The sequence below is a fragment of the Amycolatopsis taiwanensis DSM 45107 genome (genome assembly GCF_000519205.1).
Lineage (GTDB): Bacteria > Actinomycetota > Actinomycetes > Mycobacteriales > Pseudonocardiaceae > Amycolatopsis_E > Amycolatopsis_E taiwanensis.
The window spans coordinates 437922-464858 of sequence record NZ_KI912598.1 but is presented as its reverse complement, the minus strand read 5'-3'; the positions used below and the strand labels follow the sequence as shown (position 1 = coordinate 464858).

The following is a 26937-nucleotide window of genomic DNA, read 5'->3' as shown; positions in this document are numbered from 1 at the left end:
GTCACGCTGCCCTCCCGATGTTCCTGACGCCAGCAGTGAACCACCACCCACCGACAGAAACGATCGCGGAACGCGGTTCGACGGGGTACAGCGCGTAACGGCCCGCCGAACCGCGGCTACTTGCCCTTGCCCTTCGGCTCCGCGGTGGACAGCGCCGCGACGAACGCCTCCTGCGGAACTTCGACCCGGCCGACGGTCTTCATCCGCTTCTTGCCTTCCTTCTGCTTCTCCAGCAGCTTCCGCTTCCGCGAGATGTCACCGCCGTAGCACTTGGCGAGCACGTCCTTGCGGATCGCCCGGATGGTCTCCCGGGCGATGATGCGGGAGCCGACGGCGGCCTGGATGGGCACCTCGAACTGCTGTCGCGGAATGAGCTCACGCAAGCGGGAGGCCATCTTGTTGCCGTAGCCATAGGCGGCGTCCTTGTGCACGATCGCGGAAAACGCGTCCACCGGCTCGCCCTGCAGCAGAATGTCGACCTTGACCAGGTCGGCGACCTGGGTGCCGGCCTCCTCGTAGTCCAGCGACGCGTAGCCACGGGTACGGGACTTCAACGAGTCGAAGAAGTCGAAGATGATCTCCGCAAGCGGCAGGTGATAGCGCAGTTCGACGCGGTCCTCCGACAGGTAGTCCATGCCCAGCAGCTGACCGCGCTTGCTCTGGCAGAGTTCCATGATCGCGCCGATGAACTCCGCGGGCGCGATGACCGTCACCTTCGACAGCGGCTCGTGCACCTCGGCGATCTTGAAGCCGGTCGGCCAGTCCGACGGGTTGGTGACGATGTGTTCGCTGCCGTCCTCCAGCACCACCCGGTACACCACGTTCGGCGCGGTCGAGATCAGGTCGAGGCCGAATTCGCGCTCCAGCCGGTCCCGGGTGATCTCCAGGTGGAGCAGGCCGAGGAAGCCGCACCGGAAGCCGAAGCCCAGCGCCACCGACGTCTCCGGCTCGAAGGTCAGCGCGGCGTCGTTGAGCTGGAGCTTCTCCAGCGCCTCCCGCAGCTCGGGGTAGTCCGACCCATCCACCGGGTACAAGCCGGAGTAGACCATCGGCTTCGGGTCGCGGTAGCCCGCCAGCGGGTCCGTCGCGCCGCGCTTCTCGCTGGTCACGGTGTCGCCGACCCGGGACTGCCGCACGTCCTTCACACCCGTGATCAGGTACCCGACCTCGCCGACCCCGAGGCCGGCGCTGGGCTTGGGCTCGGGCGAGATGATGCCGACCTCGAGCAGCTCGTGCGTCGCGCCGGTGGACATCATGCGGATCCGTTCGCGCGGGGTGATCCGGCCGTCCACCACCCGGATATAGGTGACCACGCCGCGATAGGTGTCGTACACCGAGTCGAAGATCATCGCGCGGGCAGGGGCGTCGGGGTCACCCTGCGGCGCCGGTACCTGGCGGACCGTCGCGTCGAGCAGTTCCCTGACACCCTGTCCGGTCTTCGCCGAAACCCGCAGCACCTCGTCCGGATCGCAGCCAAGGATGTGCGCGAGTTCGGCGGCGTACTTGTCGGGGTCCGCGGCCGGCAGGTCGATCTTGTTCAGGACCGGGATGATGTGCAGGTCCTTCTCCAGCGCGAGATAGAGGTTCGCCAGGGTCTGCGCCTCGATCCCCTGTGCCGCGTCGACCAGCAGGATGGCACCCTCACAGGCTTCGAGCGCCCGGGAGACCTCGTAGGTGAAGTCCACGTGTCCGGGCGTGTCGATCAGGTGCAGCACGTGGTCCTGGCCGTCCACCTGCCAGGGCAGTCGCACGTTCTGCGCCTTGATCGTGATCCCACGCTCACGCTCGATGTCCATCCGGTCGAGGTACTGGGCGCGCATGGCCCGTTCCTCGACCACGCCGGTGAGCTGCAGCATCCGGTCGGCCAGGGTGGACTTGCCGTGGTCGATGTGGGCGATGATGCAGAAGTTCCGGATCAGTTCCGGGGGCGTGAAAGTCTGGTCGGCGAAGGTCACTCGGGTCCTCGGCTCGTCGTAGGGGGCAGTGTCCATGTTCCCATGAGCCGGAAGCGGGATTTCCGGGTCATCCCCGATGCCGTCCCATCGCCCGCGTGCTGACCTGTAGTTATGACTACTCCGTTTGACCGCCTGCTGGAGCGGATCACCGCGTTCGTGCGGGCGCCCACGAACGCGGCGATCGATCGGCACGTCCTGGCCGCGGCCGGGATCCGCCCGGGCGAGGCCGTCCTGGTCATCGGCGACCGGCCAGAGCTCGGGCAGCACACCGCATCCGCCGAGCACACCGGGCAGGACGATGAGTCGGTCGACGTCGTGCTCAGCGTCAATGACGTGCAGTCCTGGACCGACCGCGCGGCCGGGTTCGCCGAGCTGCGCCGGGTGCTGAAACCGGGCGGGCGCCTCGTGCTGTCCGCGCCGGAAGACCGGCTCCCGGTGCCGCGTCACGAGTTGGCCGCCGAGGCGGCCGCGGCCGGGTTCACCGATCTGCAGACCTGGGTGTGGGCGCCCCCGGGACCGGCGGCTCCCCTGGCCGCGCAGCTACGCGCGCTACGCCCCTGACGGCGGCCGCACGTCCGTCCGAAGTGGATGATCCGCGGGGATCTCGACGAGCACGATCCGGGTGCCGTCCGGGTCGGAGATCCAGGCCTCGTCCAGGCCCCACGGTTCGCGCCGGGCCGGCCGGTCAGGGGTGAGCCCGCGGGCGGCCAGTTCCGCCAGCGTGGCCGCCAGGTTCCGCACCTGCAGCCAGATTCCGGCGTTGCCGCCCGCGTCCGGCTCACCCTGGCCGGAGACCTCGAGAAACCCCTGACCGAGAAAGAACACCGTGCCGCCCGGGAAGGTCCGGTAGATCGCCAGGCCGAGGACGTCGGCGTAGAACGCGGTGGTTTTCGCCAGGTCATGGGACCGGAGGAGCACCCGGCTGCTCAGGACCTCCACGGCACCTTCCTCCCTTCGATCAGGCGACCGCGATCAGGCCGATTCCGGTCAGCACGATAACGGAGCCCGTCAACCGGCGCAGCGGATCGGCCTCGCCGAGGACAAGCCACGCGGCGATGCCACCGAGCACGATGCTGACCTCGCGCGCGGGCGCGACCAGGCTCACCGGCGCCAGTCGCATCGCGTAGAGCACCATCAGATAGGCCACCGGCGAAAGGACGCCGACAACCAGCACTTCGCGCCGGTATGTCCGCCACCGCCGGCCGACGTCGCCCCGGCGAAGCGCGGACGGCGTGAGGATCAGGCTCTGCAGCAGCGCCCCGGTGCTGAAATAGACCAGCGGGGGCACGGCGAGGGCGGTGACCGAGTAGTCGTCCCAGATCGTGTACGCGGCGATGGTGACGCCGGTGAGCAGACCGTAGGCGAACCCCGCCCGGCGGGCGCGGGGGTCGGTGCGGCCATCGCGAGAACCGGTGCCGATGAGCAGCACGCCCGCCACGACCAGGAGCGCACCGGCCAGGCCCGGCACCCCCGGCCGCTCGCCCAGCACGACCACCGCGGCGAACACGGACAGCAGTGGTCCGCTTCCGCGAGCGACCGGGTAGACCACCGAGAGGTCGCCCACCGCGTAGCCGCGCTGCAGAACGATGCCATAACAGACGTGGAAGACCGCCGTGAGCACGGCCGCGAGCAACCAGGCCCACTGTGGACGTGCCGGTTCGACGACCAGCGTGACGATCGCGACGGGCAGGCAGCAGACCGCGCTCGCCGTGTAGTAGAGGAAGACGAAACTCGCGCCACCGTCACGGACACGCTTGGCGGCCAGGTTCCACGCCGCGTGCACGACGGCGGCGATGAGCACGAGGGCGAGGGCGGTGCCGTTCATCGAAGGCCCTTCCGGCCTTGCGCGGGCACGCAAGAACCAGGGCCCTCGGGGCTTTTGTCCCATCAGGTGTGCCGACGGGCGTCCGGCCCACCGGTCGGTGCCGCTCGGACCAGGCCCACCACCCCTGATTGTCGATCCCAGCGGGACGGCGGCGGAACCCTAGGCACTACGTGGATCATCATACCGGCGCTGGTAGTCTTCTTGTCGCTCGTTGCCGTGTGGCATTCCGCCAGGGAGGAAACCCGGTTTCCGGGGCCAGTCGAACGCGGCAGCCCAACCAAGATCAAGGAGCGCCCTCGTGGCCAACATCAAGTCTCAGATCAAGCGCATCAAGACCAACGAGAAGGCGCGCCAGCGCAACCAGTCGGTCAAGTCCTCGGTGAAGACCGCGATCCGCAAGTTCCGCGAGGCCGCCGAGTCGGGCGACAAGGACAAGGCCATCGCGCTACAGCGTGAGGCCGCCAAGAAGCTGGACAAGGCCGCCAGCAAGGGCGTCATCCACCCCAACCAGGCCGCGAACAAGAAGTCGGCCATGGCCAAGCGAGCCAACCAGCTCTGATACGCAACCGTCCGTGGGCGGGTGGGCCGTGAGCGGCTCACCCGCCCACGTTCGTCAGTTCTTCTCCCGCACCGACACCAGGTCCAGCACGGCACGCTCGAGGGCGTAGGACGGGTCCGCCGCGGCGCCCTTCACCTCCGCGTTGACGCGCGCCACGATCCCCATCGCCTCCGCCAGCCCGGCCGAGGTCCAGCCACGTGCCTGCCCCTGGGCCTTGCGCACCTTCCACGGCGGCATGCCCAGCTCTCCGGCGAGCTGGTTGGGGTTGCCGCGCCCGGCCGCGGACACCCGCGCAATCGTGCGCACGGCGTCGGCCAGCGCGTCGGCGACCAGCACGTGCGGCACCCCGATCTGCATCGCCCAGCGCATCGACTCCAGGGCCGCCGCGCGATCGCCGGCCACCGCCCGCTCCGCCACCGCGAAGCCGGTGACGTCGGCGCGGCCACGGTGGTAGCGGCGGACCGCCTGCTGGTCCACCGTGCCGCCGGAGTCGGCCACCAGCTGCGCGGCCGCCGAGGCCAGCTCCCGCAGGTCCGAGCCGACCGCGTCGATCAGCGCGGCGACCCCGGCCGGGTCGATCCGGCCGCCGGCCCGGCGCACCTCGTTGCGGACGAACGCCTCGCGCTCCGCCGGCTTGGTGATCTTGGCGCACTCGGTGATCTCGGCGCCGGCCTTGCGCAACGCGGCCGGCAGCGCCTTGCCGGCCTTGCCGCGCCCGCCCCCGGTGTGCACGACGACCAGCACAACCCCGTCCTCGGGCCGCTGGGCGTAGTCGAGCACGGCGTCCGCCAGTTCCTGGGCGATGTCCTGGCCCGACTCGAGCACAATCACCCGGCCCTCGCTGAAGAGCGAGGGGCTGACCAGCTCAGAAAGCTCTCCAACGGTGAGTTCCGACACTTTCCTGCGGGTGAGTTCGGCCGCGGGATCGACCTGCCGTACCGCATCGAGAGCGGCACGAACAGCACGCTCGACGAGAAGTTCTTCGTCGCCGAGGACCAGGTGCAGTGATGGTGTGGTCGCGGTGGCCGGCACGCCTTCGATCCTGCCATGTGGACGAAGACCCCATGGCCATAGCGTGGCATCAACGCGATGTCGTATGTTGTTACGGACGCATCGCGCGACGTGAGCGTCGACAACCGAATACCGCTCATCCAGAGGGGCAGAGGGAACGGCCCGAAGAAGCCCCGGCAACCGGCGTCAGCCTGTCATCTCGATTCCGCGAGGTAGCTGACGACCACGGTGCCAATTCCGGCCCGCGTCAGCGGGGCAGATGAGGAAAGGAACCTCGCGATGACTGCAACCCTTACGTCGACCGGCGCCCGGCGCACCCTTGACCTCGGCCCCGCGGTGGAGCTGGTGTCGAAGGAAGAGGGACACCGCCAGCCGCTGGCCCCGGAGTTCGTTTCCGCGGAGGACTTCTCGCCGCTCGAGGTCGCCTATGACTTCGGCAAGGTGCGCCGCGAGGACATCGAGGCGGGTCCCAAGAACATCTGGCGCTACCAGAAGCTCCTTCCGGTGCCCTCGAACGTGGCGGAGATCCCGAACACCGAGCCCGGCTTTACCCGCCTGATCCGGGCCGACCGGCTGGCCAAGGCGCTCGGCGTGAAGCGGATCTGGGTCAAGGACGACACCGGCAACCCGACACATTCCTTCAAGGACCGCGTGGTCGCCGTCGCGCTGGCGGCGGCCCGGGAATTCGGCTTCGACACCCTCGCCTGCCCGTCCACCGGCAATCTGGCCAACGCGGTCGCGGCGGCCGCCGCCCGGGCCGGCTGGCGGTCGGTGGTGCTGATCCCGTCGTCGCTGGAGCGTGCGAAGGTGCTGACCACCGCGGTCTACGACGGGAACCTGATCGCGGTGGACGGCAACTACGACGACGTCAACCGCGTGGCCACCGAACTCGCCGCGGAACACGAAACCTGGGCGTTCGTGAACGTCAACGTGCGGCCCTACTACTCCGAGGGTTCCAAGACGCTGGCCTTCGAGATCGCCGAGCAGTTGGGCTGGCGGCGGCCCGAGCAGGTCGTCGTGCCGGTCGCGTCGGGCTCGCAGCTGACCAAGGTGGACAAGGGCTTCCGCGAGCTCGCCGAAGTCGGACTGATCGAGGACAGCCCGTACCGGGTGTTCGGTGCGCAGGCGACCGGGTGTTCCCCGGTGTCGGCCGCCTTCCGGGATGGTCACGACGTGGTCCGGCCGGTCCGGCCGGACACCATCGCCCGGTCGCTGGCCATCGGCAACCCGGCGGACGGGCCCTACGTTCTGGACACGGTCAAGCGCACCGGCGGCGCGGTCGAGGACGTCAGCGACGAAGAGATCGTCGAGGGCATCCGGCTGCTCGCCCGCACCGAAGGGGTCTTCACCGAAACCGCCGGTGGCGTGACTGTGGCGACCGCGAAGAAGCTGATCGAGGCCGGCAAGATCGACCCGGACGCGGAGACCGTGCTGATCATCACCGGTGACGGGCTGAAGACGCTCGACGCGGTGGAAGGCCGGATCGGCCCGCGCGCCACCGTGCCGCCCTCGGCCGACGCTGTGCGCGAGGCGCTCGGCGACTGAGCGGGCCGCCTGCGGTCCGCGGAAGACCGGCGCTGATCCGGCCGGCTCGACCCTTCTCTCCTGCGGGCAGGGCCAAGTAAGGTGGCCCTGCGAGAAGGGCGAACGGTGAAGGTTTCCGGGCGTGCGCTGCGGTTGTCGATCTTCGTTTGCGAGGGCGACACTTGGCGTCACAAGCCGCTTCACGCCGAGATCGTGCACCGGGCGCACCGGGCGGGGCTCGCCGGGGCTACGGTCGTCCGCGGTATCGAGGGCTATGGCTCGACCTCCGCGATTCACACCGCGCACCTGCTCCCCATCGGCGACCGGTTACCACTGCTCATCGTGATCGTCGACGCGGAGCAGCGGATCAGGGACTTCCTGCCGCAGCTCGACGAGCTGGACATCAGCGGCCTGGTCACCCTCGACGAGGTCGACGTGGTCCGGTATGTGCCCGGCGAGACGGCGCACTCGCGGCACCGCGACCGGCGATCCGGCTGAATCACCGGTGACACCGGCCGGACAGACGGTGAATACCGCCACACAGGCCCGTGCGGGTTACGCTCCTGCCGGTATCGTGTTAAGACGCGGCGGTGGGGCTCGCCGCTTTCGGTCTCGAAGAACCGCAGGTCAGCTGCCAACGGTCCCTACTCGACCCGGACGAGGTGAAACACGTCCAGCGCGGGAGTAGGAGGATACGACCATGGGCGGTGAGGTCGAACTAGAACATCCCATCGACTCCGACGTCGACCTCCGGGTCGGCGCGCAGCGTCGTGAGCTGGCGCGCCGCCACGCACCGGTGCTCGTGGCGATCGCGTTCGGCGGCGGGCTCGGCGCCCTGGCCCGTTTCGGGCTCACCCTGCTGCTGCCGGTCCTTCCCGGCCAGTTCCCGTGGGCCACGTTTTTCGCGAATGTGCTCGGCTGCCTCCTCATCGGCGTGCTGATGGTGCTGATCACCGAGCGGTGGACCGTTCACCGCCTGGTCCGGCCGTTCCTCGGTGTCGGTGTGCTCGGCGGGTTCACCACCTTCTCGACCTATGCCGTGGAGATCCGGGGACTGCTCCAGCCCGGCACGGTCGGGCTCGCCTTCGCCTATCTCGCCGGGACATTCCTCTGCGCGATGCTCGCCGTCATCACCGGGGTGTCGGTCACCCGAGCGGCCCTGCGCCTGAACACCGCCCGCCAGGAGGTGGCCTGACTGATCCAGACCGAGCAGGCGCTCCGGCTGACGATCTTCGTCGGCGCGGACGACCGCTGGCACCACAAGCCGCTCCACCACGAAATCGTGCGGCGAGCTCGCGAAGCCGGCCTGGCCGGGGCCACGGTGCTGCACGGCAGCGAGGGTTACGGCCGCTCCGCCATGATCCACACCACCCGCCTGCTCAGCCTCACCGAAGACCTGCCCCTGATCGTGATCATCGTGGACGGCGTGGACCGCGTCCGTGGTTTCCTGGCCCAACTCGATGACCTGGTCACCGAGGGCATGGTCCTCCTCGACGAGGTCGAGGTCGTGCGCTACCCACGGAAGCCCACCGAATGACAGCGTCTGTGTCGACCCGCGGTACTCAGAGCAACCAGGAACAAGCATGACCCTCGTCCTGATCTTCGTCGGCGCCGCTGTCGGCGCTCCCCTGCGTTACCTCACCGACCGTGCCGTCCAGTCCCGTCACGACAGCCTGTTCCCGTGGGGAACGTTCAGCGTCAACCTGGTCGGCTGCCTGATCCTCGGCGCCCTCACCGGTGCCGGGACCGCGGTTCCCACGCCCGCCCTGGCCCTGGCCGGGACCGGGTTCTGCGGAGCGCTGACCACCTACAGCACCTTCAGTTACGAAACCCTTCGGCTGGCAGAGCAAAAGGCATACTTCTACGCCGCCATGAACACTCTTGTCAGCATCATCGCCGGCCTTGGCGCTGCTCTGCTCGCTTACACCACCACGCGGGCGATCGTCTTCCAGTAAGGCCGATCGAAGTCACCCACCCCTTCGCACCACCTCCGGTCCTTGCGCGTCGGCGACGACGGCGGTGTCACCGCCCGAGTCGGTCCGGGCCACGAGCGCCCCGTCCGCCGTCAGCGTGTCTACTGTGGACTTGCTTGGGTGGCCGTAGCGATTTCCCGCGCCCACACTGATGACCGCGATCCGGGGTGCCACCGCGGCGAAGAATCCCGGCAGGGAGTAACGCGAGCCGTGGTGGGGCACCTTGAGCACCTCCGCATGTAGATCCGTGTCGGCCGCCAACAACTCGCCTTGAGCATCGAACTCGACATCGCCGGGGAGCAAAACCCGCCCGGCCGCCGTGACCGCCTTGAGCACAACAGAGGCGTTGTTGATCACTGTTCCGTCGGTGTCGTCCAGCTGCCGCGTGCTGACCTCGCGCGGGCCGAGCACCTGCACGCTCAGCCCTGGCCAGTCGAGCCGCTGTCCGGGTGCCAGCTCCAGCAACGGCACTCCCCGGCGCGTGGTCACCTCGGCGACCTGGCGCCAGGCCCAGCCCGGCATCCGCCCGGGGCCGACCGCGACCGCGCCCACCGAGCGGCCGGCCAGCACCGAGTCCAGACCGCCGATGTGGTCGGCGTGCAGGTGGCTCAGCACCAGCAAAGGCACCCGGTCGACGCCGAGCCTGGTCAGACACTCGTCGGCGGGGCCAGGCTCGGGTCCGGTGTCCACCACCACCGCCCGCCCGGGGTCGGCGGTGGCCAGCACCGCTGCGTCTCCCTGTCCGACATCGCATGCCACGAACGACCAGTGCGCGGGAGGCCAAGCAGGTGCGATCACCTGTACCGGCACCACGGCGAGCAACACGCAGACCAGCACGACTGCGAGGCCGACGCGGAGGCGACGGTGGTGCAGCGCGAGCACCAACACGCCCACTGCTACCAGTGCCAGGAACCCGCCCCACCAGCCGCTGGGCCACGACAGCACCGCGCCGGGCGCCCGAGAGGCATGGCGCGCGAGGAGAACCAGCCAGTCGGCTTCGGGCCCGGCCAGCCACGCCGACCACCCGGCGGCCGCCGGCCAGAAGGTGCTCAGCATCGCGGCCACCACGCCCAACACGGTCGCCGGCGCTACCACCGGGGCGGCCAGGATGTTGGCCACGATGGACACAACGCTGATCGCTCCGGCCATACCCGCGATCACCGGTGCGGTCACGACGAACGCCGCCACCGGAATCGCCAGTCCATCCGCGAAACCGGCCGGCACTCCGCGCCGGATCAGGGCACCCGCCCACCGCGGGGCGAGCAACACCAGCCCGCCAGTGGCCAGTACCGAGAGCGTGAAGCCGAAACTGACTGCGGTAGCCGGGTCGAAGACCACCAGCACGCACACCGCTATGGCCAAGGCGGGCAGTGCCGAACGCCGCCGGCCCAGCGCCATCGCGAGCAGGCCGACCCCGCCCATCACAGCGGCCCGCAACACGCTGGGCTCGGCACCGACGAAAACCACGAAGCCGGTGAGTGCCAATCCCGTGAGAAGCGCCGACAACCTCGGCCCCAACCGAAGGATCCGCAGCAGCAGGAGAACAACACCGGCCACGATGGCGAACTGGCTCCCGCTGACCGCCATCAGGTGCGACATGCCCGCAGCGGTGAACTCCCGCTGGACCTGTGGCGAAAGGCCGCTGATATCTCCTGCGACCAGTCCCGGGAGCAGTCCGGCCGCATCCGCGGACAGGCCCGAACTGGCCTGCCGAAGCCCACCCCGGAGCGATTCGGCCGCACGTTGCCACCAAGGCGCGGAGCCCGGGTTCACCGGCGGCCCCCGCACGTACACCGCGGCGACCGTCAGGTCGGCGCCGCGTGGCGGCGCCAGCTTTCCCTCGCTGGTGACCTCCTGGCCGGGGAGCAGATCCGACCACTGCTGGAACGGTGCGATGAGCACGACCCGGCCGCCGGAACCGACGGTCACCCGGCCACCGCCTCCGGCCGCCTCGGCCTGCAGCACGTCGGCCGTCACCACCACCAACCGGGCGCTGGAGGGCTGATCGGCGTATCCGGCCGAATGCACCGGTTTCGGACGCCCGGCCACCACGACGCGCAGGGTCACGCTCGTCCCGCGGGCGGCCAGTTCGCGGAGTGGGTCGTGCTCGGCGCGAAACATCCGTATGGTCAGCGGACCGGCGAGCACCAGACCGGCCAGCAAGGCGCCGAACAGGCCGGAACGCCACCGGTTGCCGCGAAACCGGGCCACCCAGCCGGAACCGCCGGCGCTCGACCCAGCCGGTCGCCGCCACAGCAGGAACGAGGCGGCCAGCATCGTCACGATGCCGCCGGCCAGCGCGGCCCACCAGCCGAAGAGCAGACCGGCCAGCGCACCCAACCAGAGTGACAAGGCGGCCGGTACAAGGCGGAAATCCTGCCGTGCCGCGGTGATCTCCCGCGTCGTCACGAGACAGTCACCTGGTCACGCAGCCGGGACAATTTGGCCTGCCCGATCCCGCCGACGTCCTTCAACTGCTCCACGCTGGTGAACCCGCCGTGTTGGGTACGCCATTCGATGATCCGTTTCGCGGTCACCTCACCGACGCCGGGAAGGGTGTCGAGTTGTTCGAGAGTCGCGCTGTTGAGGTCGAGCTTGCCCGGCGGCGGCGCACTGCCGCCCGCGGCCGGTTCCGGCAACGCCTGCGGAGGTACGGGAACGCCGACGTAGAGCTGCTCACCATCGGACAACTTCCGAGCCAGGTTGAGGGCGGTGATGTCGGCACCATCGAGGACGCCACCTGCTGCGCGTAACGCGTCGTCCACGCGCGCTCCACTCGGCAGCGTTACCAAGCCGGGTGAAGCCACTCTGCCGACCACGCTCACGACCAGCGAACTGTCCGCGGCCTTGCGCGCGGTGGTCGTGACGGGCATGGGCCGGTCAGGCGCGGCGGGCAACAAGGGCGGGCGCTCGGCCGGAGGACCGCCGCCGAGCAGCAGGATCGACCCGCCGACGAGCACGATCACCACGACCACCGCGCCGCAGACCGCCAGCAGCCTGCGGCGGTGGGGACTACGGGTTAGCGCGGACGGAACCCAGCGCTCGACGAGCCGGCCCGCCGCCTGAAGCGGCGGTGGACCGTTGGTCGTGCTGGACCGCGCCTGGTCGACGAGTTCGCTCAGTCGGTTGCGCGCCGTTGAGCTCGGGGATTCGGGGAAGGTTTGCTCGAACACGCATTCGACGGTAGGAGGACGGTCCGTGGCTGGAAAAGCAGAGATCACCGGGGCTGTGGACAAGCCGGGGTGTGTGGACAAGTCCGCGTTGCGTGGCGGAATCGTCCACTCGTTGTCGGTGGGTTATGGGAGGATGCCCGGCTCGCGCTGAACGACGACGCCGATCACTCCGGGACCCGTGTGCGCGCCGATGACCGCGCCGAGTTCGGACACCAGGCAGCCGCCCCGCACGGCGAGCCGCTCCTCCAGCCGGTTGGCCAGTTCCACCGCCCGCTCCGGTGAGGCCAGGTGATGCACCGCCACCTCGACCGGCCCTTCCCCCGCGGCCTTGGCGGTCAGCTCGACCATGCGGGCGATCGCCCGGTGCATGGTGCGAACCTTCTCGACCGGCTTGATCCTCCCGTGGTCGATGCCCAGCAACGGTTTCACGGCCAACGCGGTGCCCAGCAAGGCCGCGGCCGCCCCCATCCGCCCGCCCCGGCGCAGGTATTCCAGCGTCTCCACCACGAACAGGGTCTCCGACTGCCCCGCCGCCGATACCGCGGCGCTCTCGACCTCCTCGGCCGAGGCGCCGTTGGCGGCGGCGCGAGCGGCGCGCAGGGCGGCGAAGCCCAGCCCCATCGCCGTGCTTCGGGAATCGACGACGCGCACGCGCTCAGGACCGACGTCCTGGGCGGCGAGCAACGCCGACTCCCAGGTTCCCGAGATCTCGCTGGAGAGGTGGATCGAGACGATCGAGTCGGCGCCGTCGGCCAGGGCGCCGCGATAGGCGGCCACGAACTCCCCGGGCGCCGGGCGGGACGTGGTCACGAACCGGCGCTCGGCCAGCGCCTTGGCCAGCGCGGCCGGCCCGACATCGATCCCGTCCAACGCGGCCACGCCGTCGATCAGCACGTGCAACGGCACCACACCGATGGCGAACCGCTCGGCGAAGCCCTCGGGCAGGTGGGCAGTGGAGTCCGTGATGACGGCGACCGGCACGCCCGCCAGCCTACGGCCACGCCCGCCCCGGATGCCGCCCGTGGAGGCCCCCGCCGGTGTGCCGCGCCCCGATGGTCGTTACCGGCCGTCGGCGCCTGAAGCGGCCAGCAACGGCCCGACCAGCGCGGCCATCGCCTTGCCCACGTCGGCGTGTCCTTCCCATCCCCAGTGCATTCCGTCGGGATTGCCGCGCCCGCCCAGCACGTGCTCACCGACCACCGCGGCCAGGTCGAGCAGCGGGACGCCGACCCGATCCCCCCACGCGGCGATGGCCGCGGCGGTCGCGTCGCGTTCGGCGTAGACACCGCCGTAGGACGGCGCACGGTGCACGCTCGGCAGCACCGCGACGATCGGCAACTCGGGCCGCAGCACTCGCAGCGCATACACCGACCTGTCCAGGTAATGGATGGTCAGCTTCCTCGGCAGGGCGACCGGCCGGCCGCGCAACGCCACCGCCAGCCGTGGCTGAGCCGCGAGGTAGGCCCGGCGAACCGCTCGCCGCAGCCATGGCGGGCGCAGGTATCGCAAGCCTGTGCGCAGGTATGTGGGCAGGGGCGAGGGCAGCGGATCCATGCTTCCCACCGCGATCACCACGGCATCCACCCGCCGCAGTTCGGACCACACGCGCGGATCTCCGGTCAGTGCCCACCACAGGTCCCGCGCCGTCCAGCCGAAGCCGGCCACCAGATCCGCCGTACCGCCGAGCGCGGCCGCCGCGACGTTCGGCCACAGACGTGCCTCGTCGGCCGCGCAGGGTCCGCTGGGACCGTGGAAACTCAGCGAATCGCCGAAGACGAGCAGGCGCCCAGACGCCCCCTCGCTAGCCATGCATGCCGGCGTTGTACGCGTGCAACCGCCACGTACCGTCACGAAGGCCCAGTTCCACCCAGTGACAGTTGCCTATCCCACCCAGTTGTGGCCAGGTCTCGATCGGCAGCGACAGCAACCGTGCGGTGAGCGCGGTGATCAGGCCGCCATGCGCCGCCAGCAGCACGGTTCGCAACTCCTCCGCACCGGTCCGGAGGTCGCTGACGACCTCGGTGGCTCGCTCGGAGACGTCGATCCGGGACTCACCGCCGGGGGGAGCCCAGGTCGCGTCGACACGCCAGCGGTCGCGCTCCCCCGGCCATTCCGCGTCGACCTGCGCCCCGGTCAACCCCTGCCACTCGCCCAGATGCGTCTCGCGCAACCGCTTGTCGATCCGCAGCGGGACGCCCATCGCCTCGGTGAACACCGTCGCGGTGTCCGTGGCGCGGCGCAGGTCGGACGCGATCACCAGGTCGGGCTCGAACCGGGCCAGCGCCGGTACCGCGAACCGTGCCTGGTTCCAGCCGATCTCGGTCAACGCGGAGTCGAGGTGACCCTGCATCCGGCCGGCGGCGTTGTAGTCCGTTTCCCCGTGCCGCCACAGCACGAGGCGCTGTAACGTCACGGCGTCGCCTTGGCGCCGGACAGCCCTGGAACCTCGATCCGCGGGCAGTCCTTCCACAGCCTCTCCAGCCCGTAGAACGAGCGCTCCTCTTCGTGCTGGACATGCACCACGAGATCGACGTAGTCGAGCAGGACCCAACGTCCTTCGCGCGCGCCTTCCCGCCGCACCGGCTTGTGCCCGGCCAGCCGCAGTTTCTCCTCCACGTGGTCCACGATGGCGCCGACCTGCCGTTCGTTGGGTGCGGACGCGATCACGAACACGTCGGTGATGACCAGTTGGTCCGACACGTCCAGCACCACGACGTTGGTGGCCTTCTTGTCCGCCGCCGCGTGTGCGGCCACGGTCGCCATGTCTCGTGATTGGGACGTCGCTACCACTCATGCTCCTTACGGCTTGGAAGTCCGTCGGTTCACCGAGCGTACCCGGCGCGGGCGACGATGGTTTCGACGAGGCACTCGAGATCTTCCAGGTCGGCCTCGAACTCCGCGTCCCAGTCCGCCGGCGTCTCCAGCCATGGCGCGATCGCCTCGTGCCCGGGCAGCGCCCCGCCCACCGCCAGGTCCCGCCGTCCGCGCGGGTTCAGCCGCTGAAACCGGCCGCCCGACTCGGAAGCCGCGTATCCGACGATCAGAGTGCTCAACATCCGTTCGAGGCGGGGGACCTCCGAAGCCGGCACGCCCGCCTCCAGCAGCGCCAGGTAGATCCGGTCGACCGCGCCGACCGCTTCGGGCGTGACCGCGGGCCGCGAGAACAGCAGCGCGGCGGCCCACGGGTGCCGGTGGGCGAGTTGCCGCGTGGCATGGGCGAACTCGCGGAGCAGCCGGCGCCAGCCGACCGCCTCACCACTCGCGGCGGTCAGTTCGGCGAGTAACCGGCCGAGCATCCCGTCGAGCAGCCCGGTCTTACCGCCGACGTGCGGGTACAGCGCCATCGGAGTGATGCCGACCCGCTCGGCCACCGCCCGCATGGATACCGCGTCGATGCCGTGTTCGTCCGCGATCGCCAGTGCCGCGTCCAGGATCTCTTCCCGCCTGCCCCGCATGAGTATACAGTGTAGATCTATACGCTGTAGATCATTTGGGGGCTCGGGTGTTGTGCGTGGAAGGACTTCGCAAGCGATACGGCAGGCAAACCGCGCTCGATGGATTCGACCTGACTGTCGAGCAGGGCGAGATCGCCGGACTGATCGGTCACAACGGCGCCGGTAAAACCACCTTCGTCGAAGTGGTCGCCGGCCTCGTACGCGCGGACTCCGGGCGGGTGGTGGCCGATGGCCCGCTCGGGTTCGCCCCGCAGGAACTGGCGTTGTACCCGAGCTTGACCGTCCGGGAGAACTTGCGGCTTTTCGGCGAACTCGCGGGGCTGCGCCGTCGCGACCTCGGCCGGGCCATCGAGCGACTCGTGGCCGAACTCCACCTCAGCGGGACCGTGGACCGCCGAACGGGACTGCTCTCCGGCGGCCAGCGACGCCGGACACAGGCGGCCTGCGCGCTGATCGGCGACCCACCCCTGCTCCTGCTCGACGAACCCACGGCAGGCGCCGACCCGGAAACTCGCGCGGCGCTGCTCGCCGCGGTCCGGGCACGGGCGCACACCGGGGCCGCCGTCGTCTACACCACGCACTATTTGCCCGAACTGGCCGATCTCGACGCCACTCTCGCGGTCGCGCGCGCTGGGAGAATCATCGCGCGCGGCAGCAGGCAGCAACTGACCCGGCACCTGCCCGGCGAACTACGGCTCGTCTTCGACGGCCCGCCGCCGGATCTCGGGCCGCGGGCCCGCCTCGTCGGCGGGGAGGTACGGGTCCACACCCAGGACCCGCCCGCGGACCTGTCCGCCCTCCTGGCCGCGGGACACCTGCCGAGGTCGGTGGACGTGCGCAAGGCGGATCTGGACGACCTGTACCACTCACTCGGGAGTTCTCGTGACCGCTGACCGCCTCCGCCGGACCACCGCGCTGATCAGGCACAACACCCTCCTGCTCCGCCGGGAGCCCGGGCCGCTGCTGTCCCGCACGGTGCTGCCGGTGGCCTTCCTGATCACGCTCCGCCCGCTCTACACGGGCGCGCAGGGCATCACGGCGGGCACCACCCAGGCGATGCTCGGCGCGCTGGTCACGTTCTCCCTGCTGGCGATGAGCATCGTCGGCGCGTCATTGCTCAACGAGCGGGTCTGGCGGACGTGGCACCGGCTTCGCGCGACCGCCGTGCGCCCTGCGGAACTGCTCGCGGGCAAAGGACTTCCCGTGCTCGGCGTCCTGGTGACGCAGCAGGCCGTCGTCCTGGCCGCGGGACTGGTGCTGGGTGTGCGGGTGGCGCATCCGGCGCTGCTCGTCCTCACCCTGCTGGCATGGACCCTGGTGCTGCTCGGGCTCGGCGCGACGCTGGGCGCATTCGCCAACAGCCACAGCGCCCTTTCGGCGGGTTACGACATCGGTGGGCTGGTACTCAGTGCCCTCGGTGGGGCGCTGGTGCCGATCGCCGCGATGCCCGGCTGGCTGGCCGCCGTCGCGCCGGTCTCCCCCGGCTACTGGGCGGTCTCCGGCCTGCACGCGGCGCTCGACGGCAACGTCTCGCGAGCACTGGCCGCGGCTGCGGTGCTGGTGGCCTTCGCGGTGGCGGCCGGCCTGGTCGCGGCATGGCGCATCAGGCGGGGCTGGGGACGCTCCACAAAGCTCTAGGCCCGTCGGTCTCCGTTCTCGAGGCGTTACTCCGGCTTGCGGTAGAGCCGGCGCTTGTCGACGTACCGAACGACGCCGTCGGGCACCAGGTACCAGATCGGCTCATTGTGTTCGACACGCTCCCGGCAGGCGGTGGAGGAGATCGCCATCGCGGTGACCTCCACCAGGCTCACCTTGCCGCTGGGCAAATGGTGGTCGTTGAGCCGGTATCCGGGCCGGGTGACGCCGATGAAATGCGCGTAGGTGAACAACTCGTCGGCGTTGTGCCAGGTGAGGATCTGTTCCAGCGCGTCCGCGCCGGTGATGAAGAACAACTGGTCTTCCGGGTACTCGCGGTGGAGATCGCGCAACGTGTCCACGGTGTAGGTCTCGCCGCCGCGGTCGATGTCCACACGGCTGACCGAGAACACCGGATTGGAGGCAGTCGCGATGACCGTCATCAGATAACGGTCCTCCGCCCTGCTCACCGAGCGGCCGGTCTTCTGCCACGGCTGCCCGGTGGGCACGAAGATCACTTCGTCGAGGTCGAATCGGGCCTGCACCTCGCTGGCTGCGACAAGGTGGCCGTTGTGAATCGGATCGAACGTACCGCCCATTACTCCGACACGACGTGGTGACATGCTCTGAAGGGTATATAGCGGCAGTCCGCGAGGAACCTCCGGTGACCGGCGGGACTGTCACACGAGGCCCGGCTTCGCCGCAGGCCGTGCGTCGCGTCACATTCCGTACGAAGGGTCCGTTCGCACACCCGGCACGGCCCGATTGTCCGGCCGATGCGGTAGACGTGTTCCCGTGGACCTTCACCAACTCCGTACCCGCGCCGGCACAGTGCTCCAACGGCTGGCCGGCGACACCGCCGTGCTCCGTGACGACCAATGGACCGCGATCCAGGCCCTGGTGGCCGAAGGCCGCCGCGCCCTGGTCGTGCAGCGCACCGGCTGGGGCAAGTCGGCGGTGTACTTCCTGGCGACGGCCCTGCTGCGGGAACGCGGCGCCGGGCCCACGCTGATCATCTCGCCGCTGCTGGCGCTGATGCGGAACCAGATCGCGGCCGCCGGCCGGGCCGGTATCCGGGCCGTCACGATGAACTCGGCAAACCCGCAGGACTGGGACGACGTACAGCAGCGGATCGCCGCCGGCGAGGTCGACGTGCTCCTGGTCAGTCCGGAGCGGCTCAACAACCCCGACTTCCGCGATGCCGTGCTGCCCAAGCTCACCGCGTCGGCCGGGCTGGTCGTGGTCGACGAGGCGCACTGCATCTCCGACTGGGGCCACGACTTCCGGCCGGACTACCGGCGCCTGCGTACCCTGCTGGCCGAACTGCCCGCGGGCATTCCGGTCCTGGCCACGACGGCGACGGCGAACGACCGGGTGGTCACGGACGTGGCCGAACAGCTCGGCATCGGAGACGCCGCGGACACCCTGGTCCTGCGGGGCTCGCTCGAGCGGGAGAGCCTGCACCTGTCCGTGGTCCGGCTGCCGACCGCCGAGGCCCGGCTCGCCTGGCTGGCGCAGCGGCTGGCCGATCTCCCCGGTTCGGGCATCATCTACACGCTGACCGTCGCCGCCGCGCATGACGTGGCCGGCCTGCTGCGGCATCACGGGTACGAGGTCGCCGCGTACACCGGCAAAACAGAGCCGGCCGAGCGGGAGGCGGCCGAAGCCGACCTGCTCGCCAACCGGGTCAAGGCGCTGGTCGCGACCTCGGCGCTGGGCATGGGCTTCGACAAGCCGGATCTCGGTTTCGTCGTGCATCTGGGCGCGCCGTCCTCGCCGATCGCCTACTACCAGCAGGTGGGCCGGGCGGGACGAGGCGTCGAGAGGGCCGAGGTGATCCTGCTTCCCGGTGAGGAGGACCGGGAGATCTGGAGTTACTTCGGCTCACTCGCCTTCCCGGACGAGCAGCGCGTGGCGCAGGTACTCACCGCACTTGCCGGCACCGACCGTCCACTGTCGACAATGGCGTTGGAGCCGATGGTGGAGCTTTCCCGTTCCCGGCTGGACATGGTGCTCAAGGTCCTCGACGTGGACGGCGCCGTCCGCCGGGTGCGCGGCGGCTGGGTGGCTACCGGGCAGCCCTGGCGCTACGACCGCGAACGGTATGCGCGGGTCGACAAGGCACGTCAGGCCGAGCAGGCGGCGATGCTCGACTACCAGGCCACCACCGGCTGCCGGATGGAATTCCTGCGGCGGCAACTCGACGATCCCCTCGCGCAACCCTGTGGACGGTGCGACAACTGCACGGGCAAGCGGGAGCAGGTCGACATCTCGGCAAGCGTGGTGGAGGCGACCGCGGACCGGCTCCGGCAGCCGGGCGTCGAGCTGGCACCCCGGCGGCAATGGCCGACCGGGCTCGGCGCGCTGGAGGTTCCGCTGTCGGGCCGGCTGACCAAGGCCGAACTGGCGGAGCCAGGGCGGGTTCTCGGGCGGCTCACGGACGTCGGCTGGGGCAACCGGTTGCGTGACCTCGTGGGCGGGGCGGCATCCGATGGCGAGGTGCCTCCTCCGGTGTTCCAGGCATGCGTGTCGGTACTCGCCGCCTGGGACTGGGCGCGGCGACCGGTTGCCGTCGTCGCGCTCCCGTCCGGTCGGCGTCCCCGGCTCGTCCACGATCTCGCCACCCGCATCGCCCAGGTGGGCCGCCTGCATTTCCTGGGCACGATGAGCGCTCAGGGCGCGACGCCACGCACGGCCAACAGCGCCCAACGCGTGGCCGACCTGTGGCAACGGTTCAGCCTGCCGAAGGAGCTCGCCGCCGCGGTGTCCGGCGTGGATGGTCCGGTGCTGCTGATCGACGACCTCGTGGACACGGGCTGGACGATGACGATGGCGTCCCGGTTGCTGCGAGAGGCGGGCGCGCCCGCGGTCCTGCCTTTCGCCCTTGCCGGTACGAACTGATCTTCACCAGAAGGGAGACCTCAGTGTTACGAAGGTAGACCTCAACCACCCGAACCGGGTCGGCAGTGGGCGTGAGGCGTTCGGGAACCGGTGCCGGGAGCCTCACGATGAGGCGCGGTGGGCGGCCAAGGGCACGAGATCGTCGGCGTGGACGACCTCACGGCGCTGCTCTTCAGGCAGCTCATGGGTGGAGCGGCCGATCAGTTCGGGTAGTTCGGAGGCATCGAATGCCACGGCACCTCGCGCGACCACGCGCTGGGCCGGGCTGACCAGCTCGACCACGTCACCGGCCTGGAAGTCACCGTCGACGCCGACGATCCCGGCGGCGAGGAGCGAGCGCCTGCGCCGCACGACCGCGGTCACCGCGCCGTCGTCGAGGTGGAGGCGGCCGGTCGTGCCCGCCGCGTAGCCGAGCCAGAAGCGGCGAGCGGACAACCGCGAGTCGGCCGAGGCGAACGCGGTGCCGACGTCGGCCGCGGTCAGCGCCCGCGATGCGTCCGTGGCCGCGGCGAGCAGCACGGGGATGCCGGCTGCGGCCGCCGTCCGGGCCGCCGCGAGCTTGGAGACCATGCCGCCGGTGCCGAGCCCGGAGCTGGACATCCCGACCGCGATCCCGTCCACGTCGGACTCGCCGGTCACCTCGGTGATCTTGCGGGTGGCGCCGCTTCGCGGGTCGCCGTCGTACAGTCCGTCCACATCGGACAGCAGGACCAGGGCGTCGGCACCGACGAGATGGGCGACCAGCGCGGCCAGCCGGTCGTTGTCTCCGAACCGGATCTCCTCGGTGGCCACCGTGTCATTCTCGTTGACCACCGGTACGGCGCCGAGCGAGAGCAAACGAGAGAAGGTTCGCTGCGCGTTGCGGTAATGGGAGCGGCGGACGACATCGTCGGAAGTCAGCAGCACCTGACCCACGGTGAGCGAGTACCGGCCGAAGGACGCGGCATAGGCGTGTGCCAGGGCGAGTTGGCCGACGCTGGCCGCCGCCTGCTGCGTGGCCAGATCCCGGGGACGCTTGCCGAGCGCGAGGGGAGCCAGTCCCGCGCCGATCGCGCCGGAGGACACCAGCACCAACTGGCTGCCCTGGGCGATACGGCCCGCGATGGCATCGACCAGCGCGTTCAGCCTGCCGACATCCAGGCCGTTGCCGGCGGTGGTCAGCGCCGACGAGCCGACCTTGACCACCAGCCGCTCTGCGCCCGCGACGGCCTTCCTCGTCGCGCTCACTCGTCGTCCAGTTCGGGGTCGTCCACCTCGTCCGGCTCGGCCGTGCCTGCACGCCTGACGCGACGGGCTTCCTTGCGCTGGGCGGCGGTGCTCCGGCTGTGGTCCTCGAGCCGGACGTCGGTGCCACGCGAAGCGAAGTACGTCGCAACACCGGGCGTGGAGGGCTCCCAGTCGAAGGTCATGTCGCCGATCGTGACGGGACATCCGGGCTGCGCACCCTGGCGCGCCAGATCCTCTTCGACGCCCAGGCGGTTGAGCCGGTCGGCCAGGTAGCCGACGGCCTCGTCGTTGGCGAAGTTGGTCTGCCGCACCCACCGCTCGGGCCGCGAGCCGCGCACAATGAACGCGCCGGGCTCTTCGGGGTCCGGCTCGACGGTGTAATCCGCTTCGTCAACGGCACGGGGTCGCAGCACGATCCGCTCCGCCTCCGGCCGCGGCTGCTCGGCACGATACTTCTCGACGACAGCCGCCAGCGCGTAGGAGAGTTCCCGCAGGCCCTTCCGTGACGCTGTCGACACCTCGAACACCGGCAGCCCGCGCGCCTCGAAATCCGGTTTCACCAACTCGGCCAGCTCCGCCGCCTCGGGCACGTCGATCTTGTTGAGCACGACCACCCGTGGCCGCTCGGCAAGCTCCCCACCGAGCCCCGGCGTGTAGCGGTCGAGCTCCGCTTCCAGAGCATCCACATCGGACAGTGGGTCACGGCCGGGCTCGTAGGTGGCGCAGTCGACCACGTGCACCAGGACCGCACAACGCTCGATGTGCCGCAGGAAGTCGAGTCCGAGGCCACGCCCCTGGCTGGCACCCGGGATCAGGCCCGGCACGTCGGCCATCGTGAACACCGTCTCACCGGCCGTCACGACACCGAGATTGGGCACCAGCGTGGTGAACGGATAGTCGGCGATCTTCGGTTTGGCCGCGGAAAGCACCGAGATCAATGAGGACTTTCCGGCCGAGGGGAAGCCGACCAGGCCGACGTCGGCGACCGAACGCAGCTCCAGCACCAGGGAACGGGTCTCGCCCGGCTCGCCGAGCAGCGCGAACCCGGGTGCCTTGCGTGCCCGGGAAGCGAGCGCGGCATTGCCCAGCCCGCCACGGCCGCCTTGCGCGGCGACGAACGTGGTGCCGGCGCCGATCAGATCCGCGAGCACGTCGCCGGTTTCACTGAGGACGACGGTGCCGTCGGGCACCTTCAGCTCGAGGGTCTCTCCTGCCGCGCCGGCACGGTTGGCGCCCTGGCCCTGCTTGCCGCTGCCCGCGGTCGCGTGCGGGCGGAAATGGAAGTCGAGCAGCGTGTGCACGTTCGGGTCGACGACCAGCAGTACGTCACCACCGTTGCCACCGTTGCCGCCGTCGGGTCCGCCGAGCGGCTTGAACTTCTCCCGGTGGACCGAGGCGCAGCCGTTCCCGCCGTTGCCGGCGGCCACCTGGATCACCGCTCGGTCAACGAATCGGGACGCCATCGCATACTTCCTCTCACAACTTGTGCAAGTTCCAACCTAACGCGACCACGCTGAGTCGTAGGGAGCTCGCACCGTGGGGGTGTGGGGGGCCCAACCCCCACAGACACGAAAACGGGCGACGAGGTCCGCGCATTCCGCGGACACACGTCGCCCGGTCGCTTGTTTCTGCTCAGACCTCGGCGGAGACGATGTTGACCGTCCTGCGGCCACGCTTCGTGCCGAACTGAACCGCACCGGCGGCCAGCGCGAACAGCGTGTCGTCGCCGCCACGGCCGACGTTGACGCCGGGGTGGAACTTGGTGCCGCGCTGACGGATGAGGATCTCGCCAGCCTTGACGACCTGCCCCCCGTACCGCTTGACACCCAGGTACTGAGGGTTCGAATCGCGGCCGTTGCGGGAGCTGGACGCACCCTTCTTGTGTGCCATGACTCAGCTCCTTACTTGCTGATTCCGGTGACCTCGACACGGGTCAGCTTCTGCCGGTGACCCTGCCGCTTGTGGTAGCCGGTCTTGTTCTTGAACTTGTGGATGTGGATCTTGGGGCCCTTGGTCTGCTCGACGACCTTGCCGGTGACCGAGACCTTCGCCAACGCGTCGGCGTCCGTGGTGACCTCGCCGCCATCGACGTACAACACGGCGGGGAAGGTGTGCTCGGTGCCCGGCTCGCCCTCGAGCTTCTCGACCTCGACGACGTCGCCGACGGCCACCTTGTACTGCTTGCCGCCGGTCTTGACGATCGCGTACGCCGACACGGAAGTCTCCTGCTTACTCGACTATGGGTGGGGGCTCGCGCCCGGTCCGCTCGCAGGCGATCCGCGGGTCGCGCCATGGTGACCCGCGTGCTGCGGGCCGCTACACAGCTTATATGCCACCCCGGCCAGCGCTGAGGCCGGGGTGGCATAACCGATCTAGCTCTGGTCGGAGGCGTGCACCGGCGGTCCCGCGGGGCGGGAGACCACCCGGCGGGGACGCCGGCGCACCGAACGGGCACCCGTGCCGGGGCCGGCGGAACCGGCAGCGGTTTCACTCGGCTCCGCCACGGTCCCGACGGGTTCGGGCACGACGGGTTCGGATTTCCCGGCTTCCTCCTGCTCGGCGGTAGCCTCCGCCTCAGCGCGGACTCCCGACCAGGAGGCCGGCTCCGGCTCGGCACCGGCTGCCGGCTCGGTGGTCGCTCCCGTCCAGGCGGCGGTCACGGGCTGCGTGCCGCTCTCCGCCGGTTCGGGGGCACCCACGGGCTCTGCAGGCGCAGCTTCCTCCGGTCCGGCGTCTGCTGCCACGGCTCCCACGGATGTGGCTTCTGCCTCAGCGGCCTCGGGCTCGGCGGACGCGGCTTGTGCCTCAACGGGCTCCGGCGAGACAGGTGCGGACGCTGCCTCGGTGACGACCGGTGCGGGCTCCGGCGTCTCACCGGCCGTCTCCACGGGTACCTCGGCAGGTTCGGTCGTGGTGTCGGAGGGGGTCACCGGTTCCGTGGCCGGAGTTTCCGTTGCCGACTCGGGCGGGGCCGCAGCCGCCGCCTCGGTGACCGTTTCGGCCGCAGTCTCGGCGGGTTCGGGCGGCTCCGAGCTCTCGGACCAGGCGGGCTCCGCAGGTTCGGCGGGCTCGTGGTCCTTCGCCTGGTCCTTGCCCGAGGACGCGATCTTCGCCGCGTTCGCCATCGCCTGCACCGCCGAGACGACCGACTCCCGCTGTTCGGGCGTAGGGCCGGCCTGTTCGCCGCGGGTCTCGGCCGGGGTCTCCTCGGACTTGCCACGGCCGCGTGCACGCCGGGAGCCGTGCTGGTGGCCGCCGTTGGCGCCGTTGGCACCACCGGTCCGTTGCGGCTCCGTCGAAACGATCACGCCGCGGCCCTTGCAGTGCTCACACGTCGTCGAGAACGCCTCCAGCAGACCGGTGCCGACCTTCTTCCGGGTCATCTGCACCAGCCCCAGCGAGGTCACCTCGGCGACCTGATGGCGCGTGCGGTCCCGGCCCAGGCACTCGGTGAGGCGCCGCAGCACCAGCTCCCGGTTGGACTCCAGCACCATGTCGATGAAGTCGATCACGATGATGCCGCCGACGTCGCGCAGCCGCAGCTGGCGCACGATCTCTTCGGCCGACTCCAGGTTGTTGCGGGTCACCGTCTCTTCGAGGTTGCCGCCGGAGCCGGTGAACTTACCCGTGTTGACGTCGATCACGGTCATCGCCTCGGTGCGGTCGATGACCAGGTAACCGCCGGAGGGCAGCCAGACCTTCCGGTCCAGCGCCTTGGTGATCTGCTCGTCGATGCGGTAGTCGGCGATCACGTCACCGGTGCCCACGTAACGCTTGAGGCGGCCGAGGAGGTCCGGCGCCACGTGCTGGACGTAGGCGTTGATCGTCTCCCACGCCGTGTCGCCCTCGACCTCCAGCTTGCTGAAGTCCTCGGTGAACAGGTCGCGGACGACCTTGACCAGCAGGTCCGGCTCCTCGTAGAGCATGGTCGGCGCGCCGGCCTTCTTGCCGCTGGCCGCGTCCGCCTTGCCCTTGATGACCTCCCACTGGGCCTTCAGGCGCCGGACGTCCCGCTCCAGTTCCTCCTCGCTGATCCCCTCGGACGCGGTGCGGATGATCACCCCGGCGTCTTCGGGCACGATCCGCTTGAGGATGTCCTTGAGCCGGCGCCGCTCGTTCTCCGGCAGCTTGCGGGAGATCCCGGTCGCGCCACCGGCGGGGACGTAGACCAGGAACCGGCCGGGCAGCGAGATCTGGGTGGTCAGCCGTGCCCCCTTGTGGCCGACCGGGTCCTTGGTGACCTGCACCAGCACGTTGTCCCCGGTGGACAGGGCCTGCTCGATCTTCCGGGATTTGCCTTCCAGCCCGGCGGCGTCCCAGTCGACTTCACCGGCGTAGAGGACCGCGTTGCGGCCGCGGCCGATGTCGACGAACGCCGCCTCCATCGATGGCAGCACGTTCTGCACGCGACCCAGGTAGACGTTGCCGACGATCGAGCCGCTCCCGGCCGAGGTCACGAAGTGCTCGACGAGCACACCGTCCTCGAGCACGGCGATCTGGGTGTTTTCGCCGCGTTCGGCCACCACCATGGTCCGCTCGACGGACTCGCGGCGGGCCAGGAACTCGGCCTCGGACAGGATCGGCGCGCGCCGGCGGCCCGCCTCGCGGCCGTCCCGCCGCCGCTGCCGCTTGGCCTCCAGCCGGGTGGAGCCGCGCACGCTGCGCACTCCATCGGACTTGCCGTCCTTGCCGTCCTTGCCTTCCTTCTTCTCCGGCTCGACCTTGGCCTCGCGGACGTGCACCACCGTGTTCGGCGGGTCGTCGCTGGACTCGGTCAGGTCCTCGTCGGCGCTCTTGCGGCGGCGACGACGGCGGCGACGACGGCTGGTGCTCTCCGCCTCCTCGGTCTCCTCGGGCTCTTCCGAGGCTTCGGTCTCGGCTGCGGCCTGGTCGTCCTCGTCGGGCTTGCCCGTCTCCTCGGCCTGCTCCTCGGTGGTCGTGGCCTCGTCGCCGCCCTTGCCGCGGCCCCGGCCCCGGCGTCCGCGACGGCGCCGGCGACGGCCAAGGTCTTCTTCCTCGGCCGGCTCGGCCTCGCTCTCCTCCGGATCGCTGGCCGCCGGTTCCTCGACCGGCGGCTTTGCCGGGGCCGGCGGCGGCTCCGGTGGGAGGAACAGCGGGGACGGCGCGGCGAACACCGGCGCGTGCGCCAGCGGTCGCCGAACCGGTTCGGGTTCGGGCTCCGGCTCGGGTGCTGGTTGAGGTTCCGGCTCGGGTTCGGGTGTTGGTTCGGGTTCGGGTTCGGCTTGCGTGGTGAACGCGTCGGCGACCCGGATGGCGGTCTCCCGGGGCACGCTGGACTGCGCGCTGCGGGCGGGTTCGCCCAGTTCCGTGAGCTTCGCCAGGACGTCCCGGCTGTTCAGTCCGAGCAGCTTGGCCAGCGCATGCACCCGCACTCGCGGCGGTAGTTCGCCGAGCGGGCCCCCGGATGTGGGTGTGGCGATATTCCCGCCCGCGGCGGGTGTTTCAGTGTTCGACATGCGTCTCCTCCGCCCCCGGGCGCGTCTACCGGCTCCGCGAGCTGGCAAACGCGGCCGCGCAGGGGCACTTTCTCCGTCTGTTCCGCCGTGGTGGTCACCGACGACGGGAATCCTGTGCCTCTCTCACCGCGACGGCGCCGGGCTGGCCCGGCGGCCCGCCGACGGCAGGTCCGCTCGATGGCGTGCCGGCCGGGCCGGCGGCTTCCCAAGCCGCCTGCCTTG

Annotated in this window: 27 protein-coding genes and 1 riboswitch; of the genes, 10 read left to right on the top strand and 17 right to left on the bottom strand. The window is 70.2% G+C overall.

All coding sequences use genetic code 11. The features are described from left to right. Positions 1-116 precede the first annotated feature (116 nt). On the bottom strand, positions 117-1991 hold the full coding sequence (lepA, locus tag A3CU_RS0137005; RefSeq protein ID WP_052372804.1) for a translation elongation factor 4: 1875 nt from the start codon (positions 1989-1991) through the stop codon (positions 117-119). A gap of 75 nt (positions 1992-2066) precedes the next feature. On the opposite strand from lepA, the gene A3CU_RS0137000 reads away from it, so the two are divergent. Next, positions 2067-2516, top strand: coding sequence for a class I SAM-dependent methyltransferase (locus A3CU_RS0137000; protein WP_027946480.1), 450 nt, complete (start codon positions 2067-2069; stop codon positions 2514-2516). Here the strand turns inward: A3CU_RS0137000 and A3CU_RS0136995 are convergent. Further along, the gene (locus tag A3CU_RS0136995) at positions 2505-2894 is read right to left on the bottom strand and encodes a VOC family protein (RefSeq protein WP_027946479.1); all 390 of its coding nucleotides are present in this window, start codon (positions 2892-2894) and stop codon (positions 2505-2507) included. The genes A3CU_RS0137000 and A3CU_RS0136995 overlap by 12 nt on opposite strands. A 19-nt stretch (positions 2895-2913) precedes the next feature. After that, entirely contained in the window at positions 2914-3780 is an 867-nt protein-coding gene (locus tag A3CU_RS0136990) for a DMT family transporter (RefSeq protein WP_027946478.1), read from the bottom strand. Positions 3781-4078: 298 nt separating this feature from the next. Between A3CU_RS0136990 and rpsT the strand changes: the two genes are divergently transcribed. Beyond that, entirely contained in the window at positions 4079-4339 is a 261-nt protein-coding gene (gene rpsT, locus A3CU_RS0136985; protein WP_027946477.1) for a 30S ribosomal protein S20, read from the top strand. Positions 4340-4393: 54 nt separating this feature from the next. Here rpsT and holA read toward each other — a convergent pair whose 3' ends face one another. Next, positions 4394-5371 carry a DNA polymerase III subunit delta gene (holA, locus tag A3CU_RS0136980; protein ID WP_027946476.1) on the bottom strand — a complete coding sequence of 326 codons (978 nt, stop codon included), beginning with the start codon at positions 5369-5371 and terminating at the stop codon, positions 4394-4396. A 112-nt stretch (positions 5372-5483) separates the two neighbouring features. Then, positions 5484-5616: riboswitch (SAM riboswitch) on the top strand. 13 nt (positions 5617-5629) lie between these two features. Here holA and thrC point away from each other — a divergent pair. From thrC to crcB, 5 genes are all read left to right on the top strand, one after another. Continuing rightward, positions 5630-6895: a threonine synthase gene (thrC, locus tag A3CU_RS0136975; RefSeq protein ID WP_027946475.1), complete on the top strand. Its 1266-nt coding sequence runs from the start codon at positions 5630-5632 to the stop codon at positions 6893-6895. 105 nt (positions 6896-7000) lie between these two features. Further along, positions 7001-7372 (top strand): DUF190 domain-containing protein, encoded by a 372-nt coding sequence (locus tag A3CU_RS0136970; RefSeq protein ID WP_027946474.1) that lies wholly within the window; start codon positions 7001-7003, stop codon positions 7370-7372. A 202-nt stretch (positions 7373-7574) separates the two neighbouring features. After that, positions 7575-8069, top strand: coding sequence for a fluoride efflux transporter FluC (locus A3CU_RS0136965; RefSeq protein WP_027946473.1), 495 nt, complete (start codon positions 7575-7577; stop codon positions 8067-8069). Then, positions 8070-8411 carry a DUF190 domain-containing protein gene (locus tag A3CU_RS0136960; protein ID WP_027946472.1) on the top strand — a complete coding sequence of 114 codons (342 nt, stop codon included), beginning with the start codon at positions 8070-8072 and terminating at the stop codon, positions 8409-8411. A gap of 46 nt (positions 8412-8457) precedes the next feature. Then, positions 8458-8829 carry a fluoride efflux transporter CrcB gene (gene crcB, locus A3CU_RS0136955; RefSeq protein WP_027946471.1) on the top strand — a complete coding sequence of 124 codons (372 nt, stop codon included), beginning with the start codon at positions 8458-8460 and terminating at the stop codon, positions 8827-8829. Between the two features lie 12 nt (positions 8830-8841). Here the strand turns inward: crcB and A3CU_RS0136950 are convergent, their stop codons facing one another. The 7 genes from A3CU_RS0136950 to A3CU_RS0136920 all read right to left on the bottom strand — a co-directional run bounded on the left by A3CU_RS0136950 (position 8842) and on the right by A3CU_RS0136920 (position 15475). Next, positions 8842-11256: a ComEC/Rec2 family competence protein gene (locus A3CU_RS0136950; protein ID WP_027946470.1), complete on the bottom strand. Its 2415-nt coding sequence runs from the start codon at positions 11254-11256 to the stop codon at positions 8842-8844. Beyond that, positions 11253-12020 carry a ComEA family DNA-binding protein gene (locus A3CU_RS0136945; RefSeq protein WP_027946469.1) on the bottom strand — a complete coding sequence of 256 codons (768 nt, stop codon included), beginning with the start codon at positions 12018-12020 and terminating at the stop codon, positions 11253-11255. The genes A3CU_RS0136950 and A3CU_RS0136945 overlap by 4 nt, the downstream gene beginning before the upstream one ends. 123 nt (positions 12021-12143) lie before the next feature. Then, entirely contained in the window at positions 12144-13001 is an 858-nt protein-coding gene (locus A3CU_RS0136940; protein ID WP_027946468.1) for a DegV family protein, read from the bottom strand. Positions 13002-13079: 78 nt separating this feature from the next. Continuing rightward, positions 13080-13829 carry a diglucosylglycerate octanoyltransferase gene (gene octT / locus A3CU_RS0136935; protein ID WP_027946467.1) on the bottom strand — a complete coding sequence of 250 codons (750 nt, stop codon included), beginning with the start codon at positions 13827-13829 and terminating at the stop codon, positions 13080-13082. Then, a complete protein-coding gene (locus tag A3CU_RS0136930) occupies positions 13822-14433 on the bottom strand; it encodes a histidine phosphatase family protein (protein WP_027946466.1) in 612 nt (203 codons plus the stop codon). The genes octT and A3CU_RS0136930 overlap by 8 nt, the downstream gene beginning before the upstream one ends. Beyond that, complete coding sequence (gene rsfS, locus A3CU_RS0136925) at positions 14430-14810, bottom strand: ribosome silencing factor (RefSeq protein WP_027946465.1); 381 nt, start codon at positions 14808-14810, stop codon at positions 14430-14432. The genes A3CU_RS0136930 and rsfS overlap by 4 nt, the downstream gene beginning before the upstream one ends. A 32-nt stretch (positions 14811-14842) precedes the next feature. Beyond that, entirely contained in the window at positions 14843-15475 is a 633-nt protein-coding gene (locus A3CU_RS0136920) for a TetR/AcrR family transcriptional regulator (RefSeq protein ID WP_027946464.1), read from the bottom strand. A 56-nt stretch (positions 15476-15531) separates the two neighbouring features. On the opposite strand from A3CU_RS0136920, the gene A3CU_RS0136915 reads away from it, so the two are divergent. After that, positions 15532-16368, top strand: coding sequence for an ABC transporter ATP-binding protein (locus A3CU_RS0136915; RefSeq protein WP_245617494.1), 837 nt, complete (start codon positions 15532-15534; stop codon positions 16366-16368). Further along, positions 16358-17113 (top strand): ABC transporter permease, encoded by a 756-nt coding sequence (locus A3CU_RS0136910; RefSeq protein WP_027946462.1) that lies wholly within the window; start codon positions 16358-16360, stop codon positions 17111-17113. The genes A3CU_RS0136915 and A3CU_RS0136910 overlap by 11 nt, the downstream gene beginning before the upstream one ends. 26 nt (positions 17114-17139) lie before the next feature. On the opposite strand, the gene nadD is transcribed toward A3CU_RS0136910, so the two are convergent. Next, positions 17140-17733: a nicotinate-nucleotide adenylyltransferase gene (gene nadD / locus A3CU_RS0136905; protein WP_084144139.1), complete on the bottom strand. Its 594-nt coding sequence runs from the start codon at positions 17731-17733 to the stop codon at positions 17140-17142. Between the two features lie 172 nt (positions 17734-17905). Here nadD and A3CU_RS0136900 point away from each other — a divergent pair, with 172 nt between their 5' ends. Further along, complete coding sequence (locus A3CU_RS0136900) at positions 17906-20011, top strand: RecQ family ATP-dependent DNA helicase (RefSeq protein WP_027946460.1); 2106 nt, start codon at positions 17906-17908, stop codon at positions 20009-20011. Positions 20012-20113: 102 nt separating this feature from the next. Here the strand turns inward: A3CU_RS0136900 and proB are convergent, their stop codons facing one another. From proB to A3CU_RS0136875, 5 genes are all read right to left on the bottom strand, one after another. Beyond that, entirely contained in the window at positions 20114-21238 is a 1125-nt protein-coding gene (gene proB / locus A3CU_RS0136895; protein ID WP_027946459.1) for a glutamate 5-kinase, read from the bottom strand. Beyond that, positions 21235-22701, bottom strand: coding sequence for a GTPase ObgE (gene obgE / locus A3CU_RS0136890; RefSeq protein ID WP_027946458.1), 1467 nt, complete (start codon positions 22699-22701; stop codon positions 21235-21237). The genes proB and obgE overlap by 4 nt, the downstream gene beginning before the upstream one ends. A 169-nt stretch (positions 22702-22870) precedes the next feature. Further along, the gene (gene rpmA, locus A3CU_RS0136885; protein WP_027946457.1) at positions 22871-23128 is read right to left on the bottom strand and encodes a 50S ribosomal protein L27; all 258 of its coding nucleotides are present in this window, start codon (positions 23126-23128) and stop codon (positions 22871-22873) included. Between the two features lie 11 nt (positions 23129-23139). Continuing rightward, complete coding sequence (gene rplU, locus A3CU_RS0136880) at positions 23140-23454, bottom strand: 50S ribosomal protein L21 (protein WP_027946456.1); 315 nt, start codon at positions 23452-23454, stop codon at positions 23140-23142. A gap of 156 nt (positions 23455-23610) precedes the next feature. Then, entirely contained in the window at positions 23611-26715 is a 3105-nt protein-coding gene (locus A3CU_RS0136875) for a translation initiation factor IF-2 N-terminal domain-containing protein (protein WP_027946455.1), read from the bottom strand. Positions 26716-26937 lie beyond the last annotated feature (222 nt).

Coding starts and splice junctions, on each gene's coding strand:
- lepA (WP_052372804.1), bottom strand. CDS start 1,991: ATGGACACTGCCCCCTACGACGAGCCGAGGACCCGAGTGACCTTCGCC.
- A3CU_RS0136990 (WP_027946478.1), bottom strand. CDS start 3,780: ATGAACGGCACCGCCCTCGCCCTCGTGCTCATCGCCGCCGTCGTGCAC.
- A3CU_RS0136875 (WP_027946455.1), bottom strand. CDS start 26,715: ATGTCGAACACTGAAACACCCGCCGCGGGCGGGAATATCGCCACACCC.
- obgE (WP_027946458.1), bottom strand. CDS start 22,701: ATGGCGTCCCGATTCGTTGACCGAGCGGTGATCCAGGTGGCCGCCGGC.
- crcB (WP_027946471.1), top strand. CDS start 8,458: ATGACCCTCGTCCTGATCTTCGTCGGCGCCGCTGTCGGCGCTCCCCTG.
- nadD (WP_084144139.1), bottom strand. CDS start 17,733: ATGTCACCACGTCGTGTCGGAGTAATGGGCGGTACGTTCGATCCGATT.
- rpmA (WP_027946457.1), bottom strand. CDS start 23,128: ATGGCACACAAGAAGGGTGCGTCCAGCTCCCGCAACGGCCGCGATTCG.
- octT (WP_027946467.1), bottom strand. CDS start 13,829: ATGGCTAGCGAGGGGGCGTCTGGGCGCCTGCTCGTCTTCGGCGATTCG.
- A3CU_RS0137000 (WP_027946480.1), top strand. CDS start 2,067: ATGACTACTCCGTTTGACCGCCTGCTGGAGCGGATCACCGCGTTCGTG.
- A3CU_RS0136965 (WP_027946473.1), top strand. CDS start 7,575: ATGGGCGGTGAGGTCGAACTAGAACATCCCATCGACTCCGACGTCGAC.
- thrC (WP_027946475.1), top strand. CDS start 5,630: ATGACTGCAACCCTTACGTCGACCGGCGCCCGGCGCACCCTTGACCTC.
- A3CU_RS0136920 (WP_027946464.1), bottom strand. CDS start 15,475: ATGCGGGGCAGGCGGGAAGAGATCCTGGACGCGGCACTGGCGATCGCG.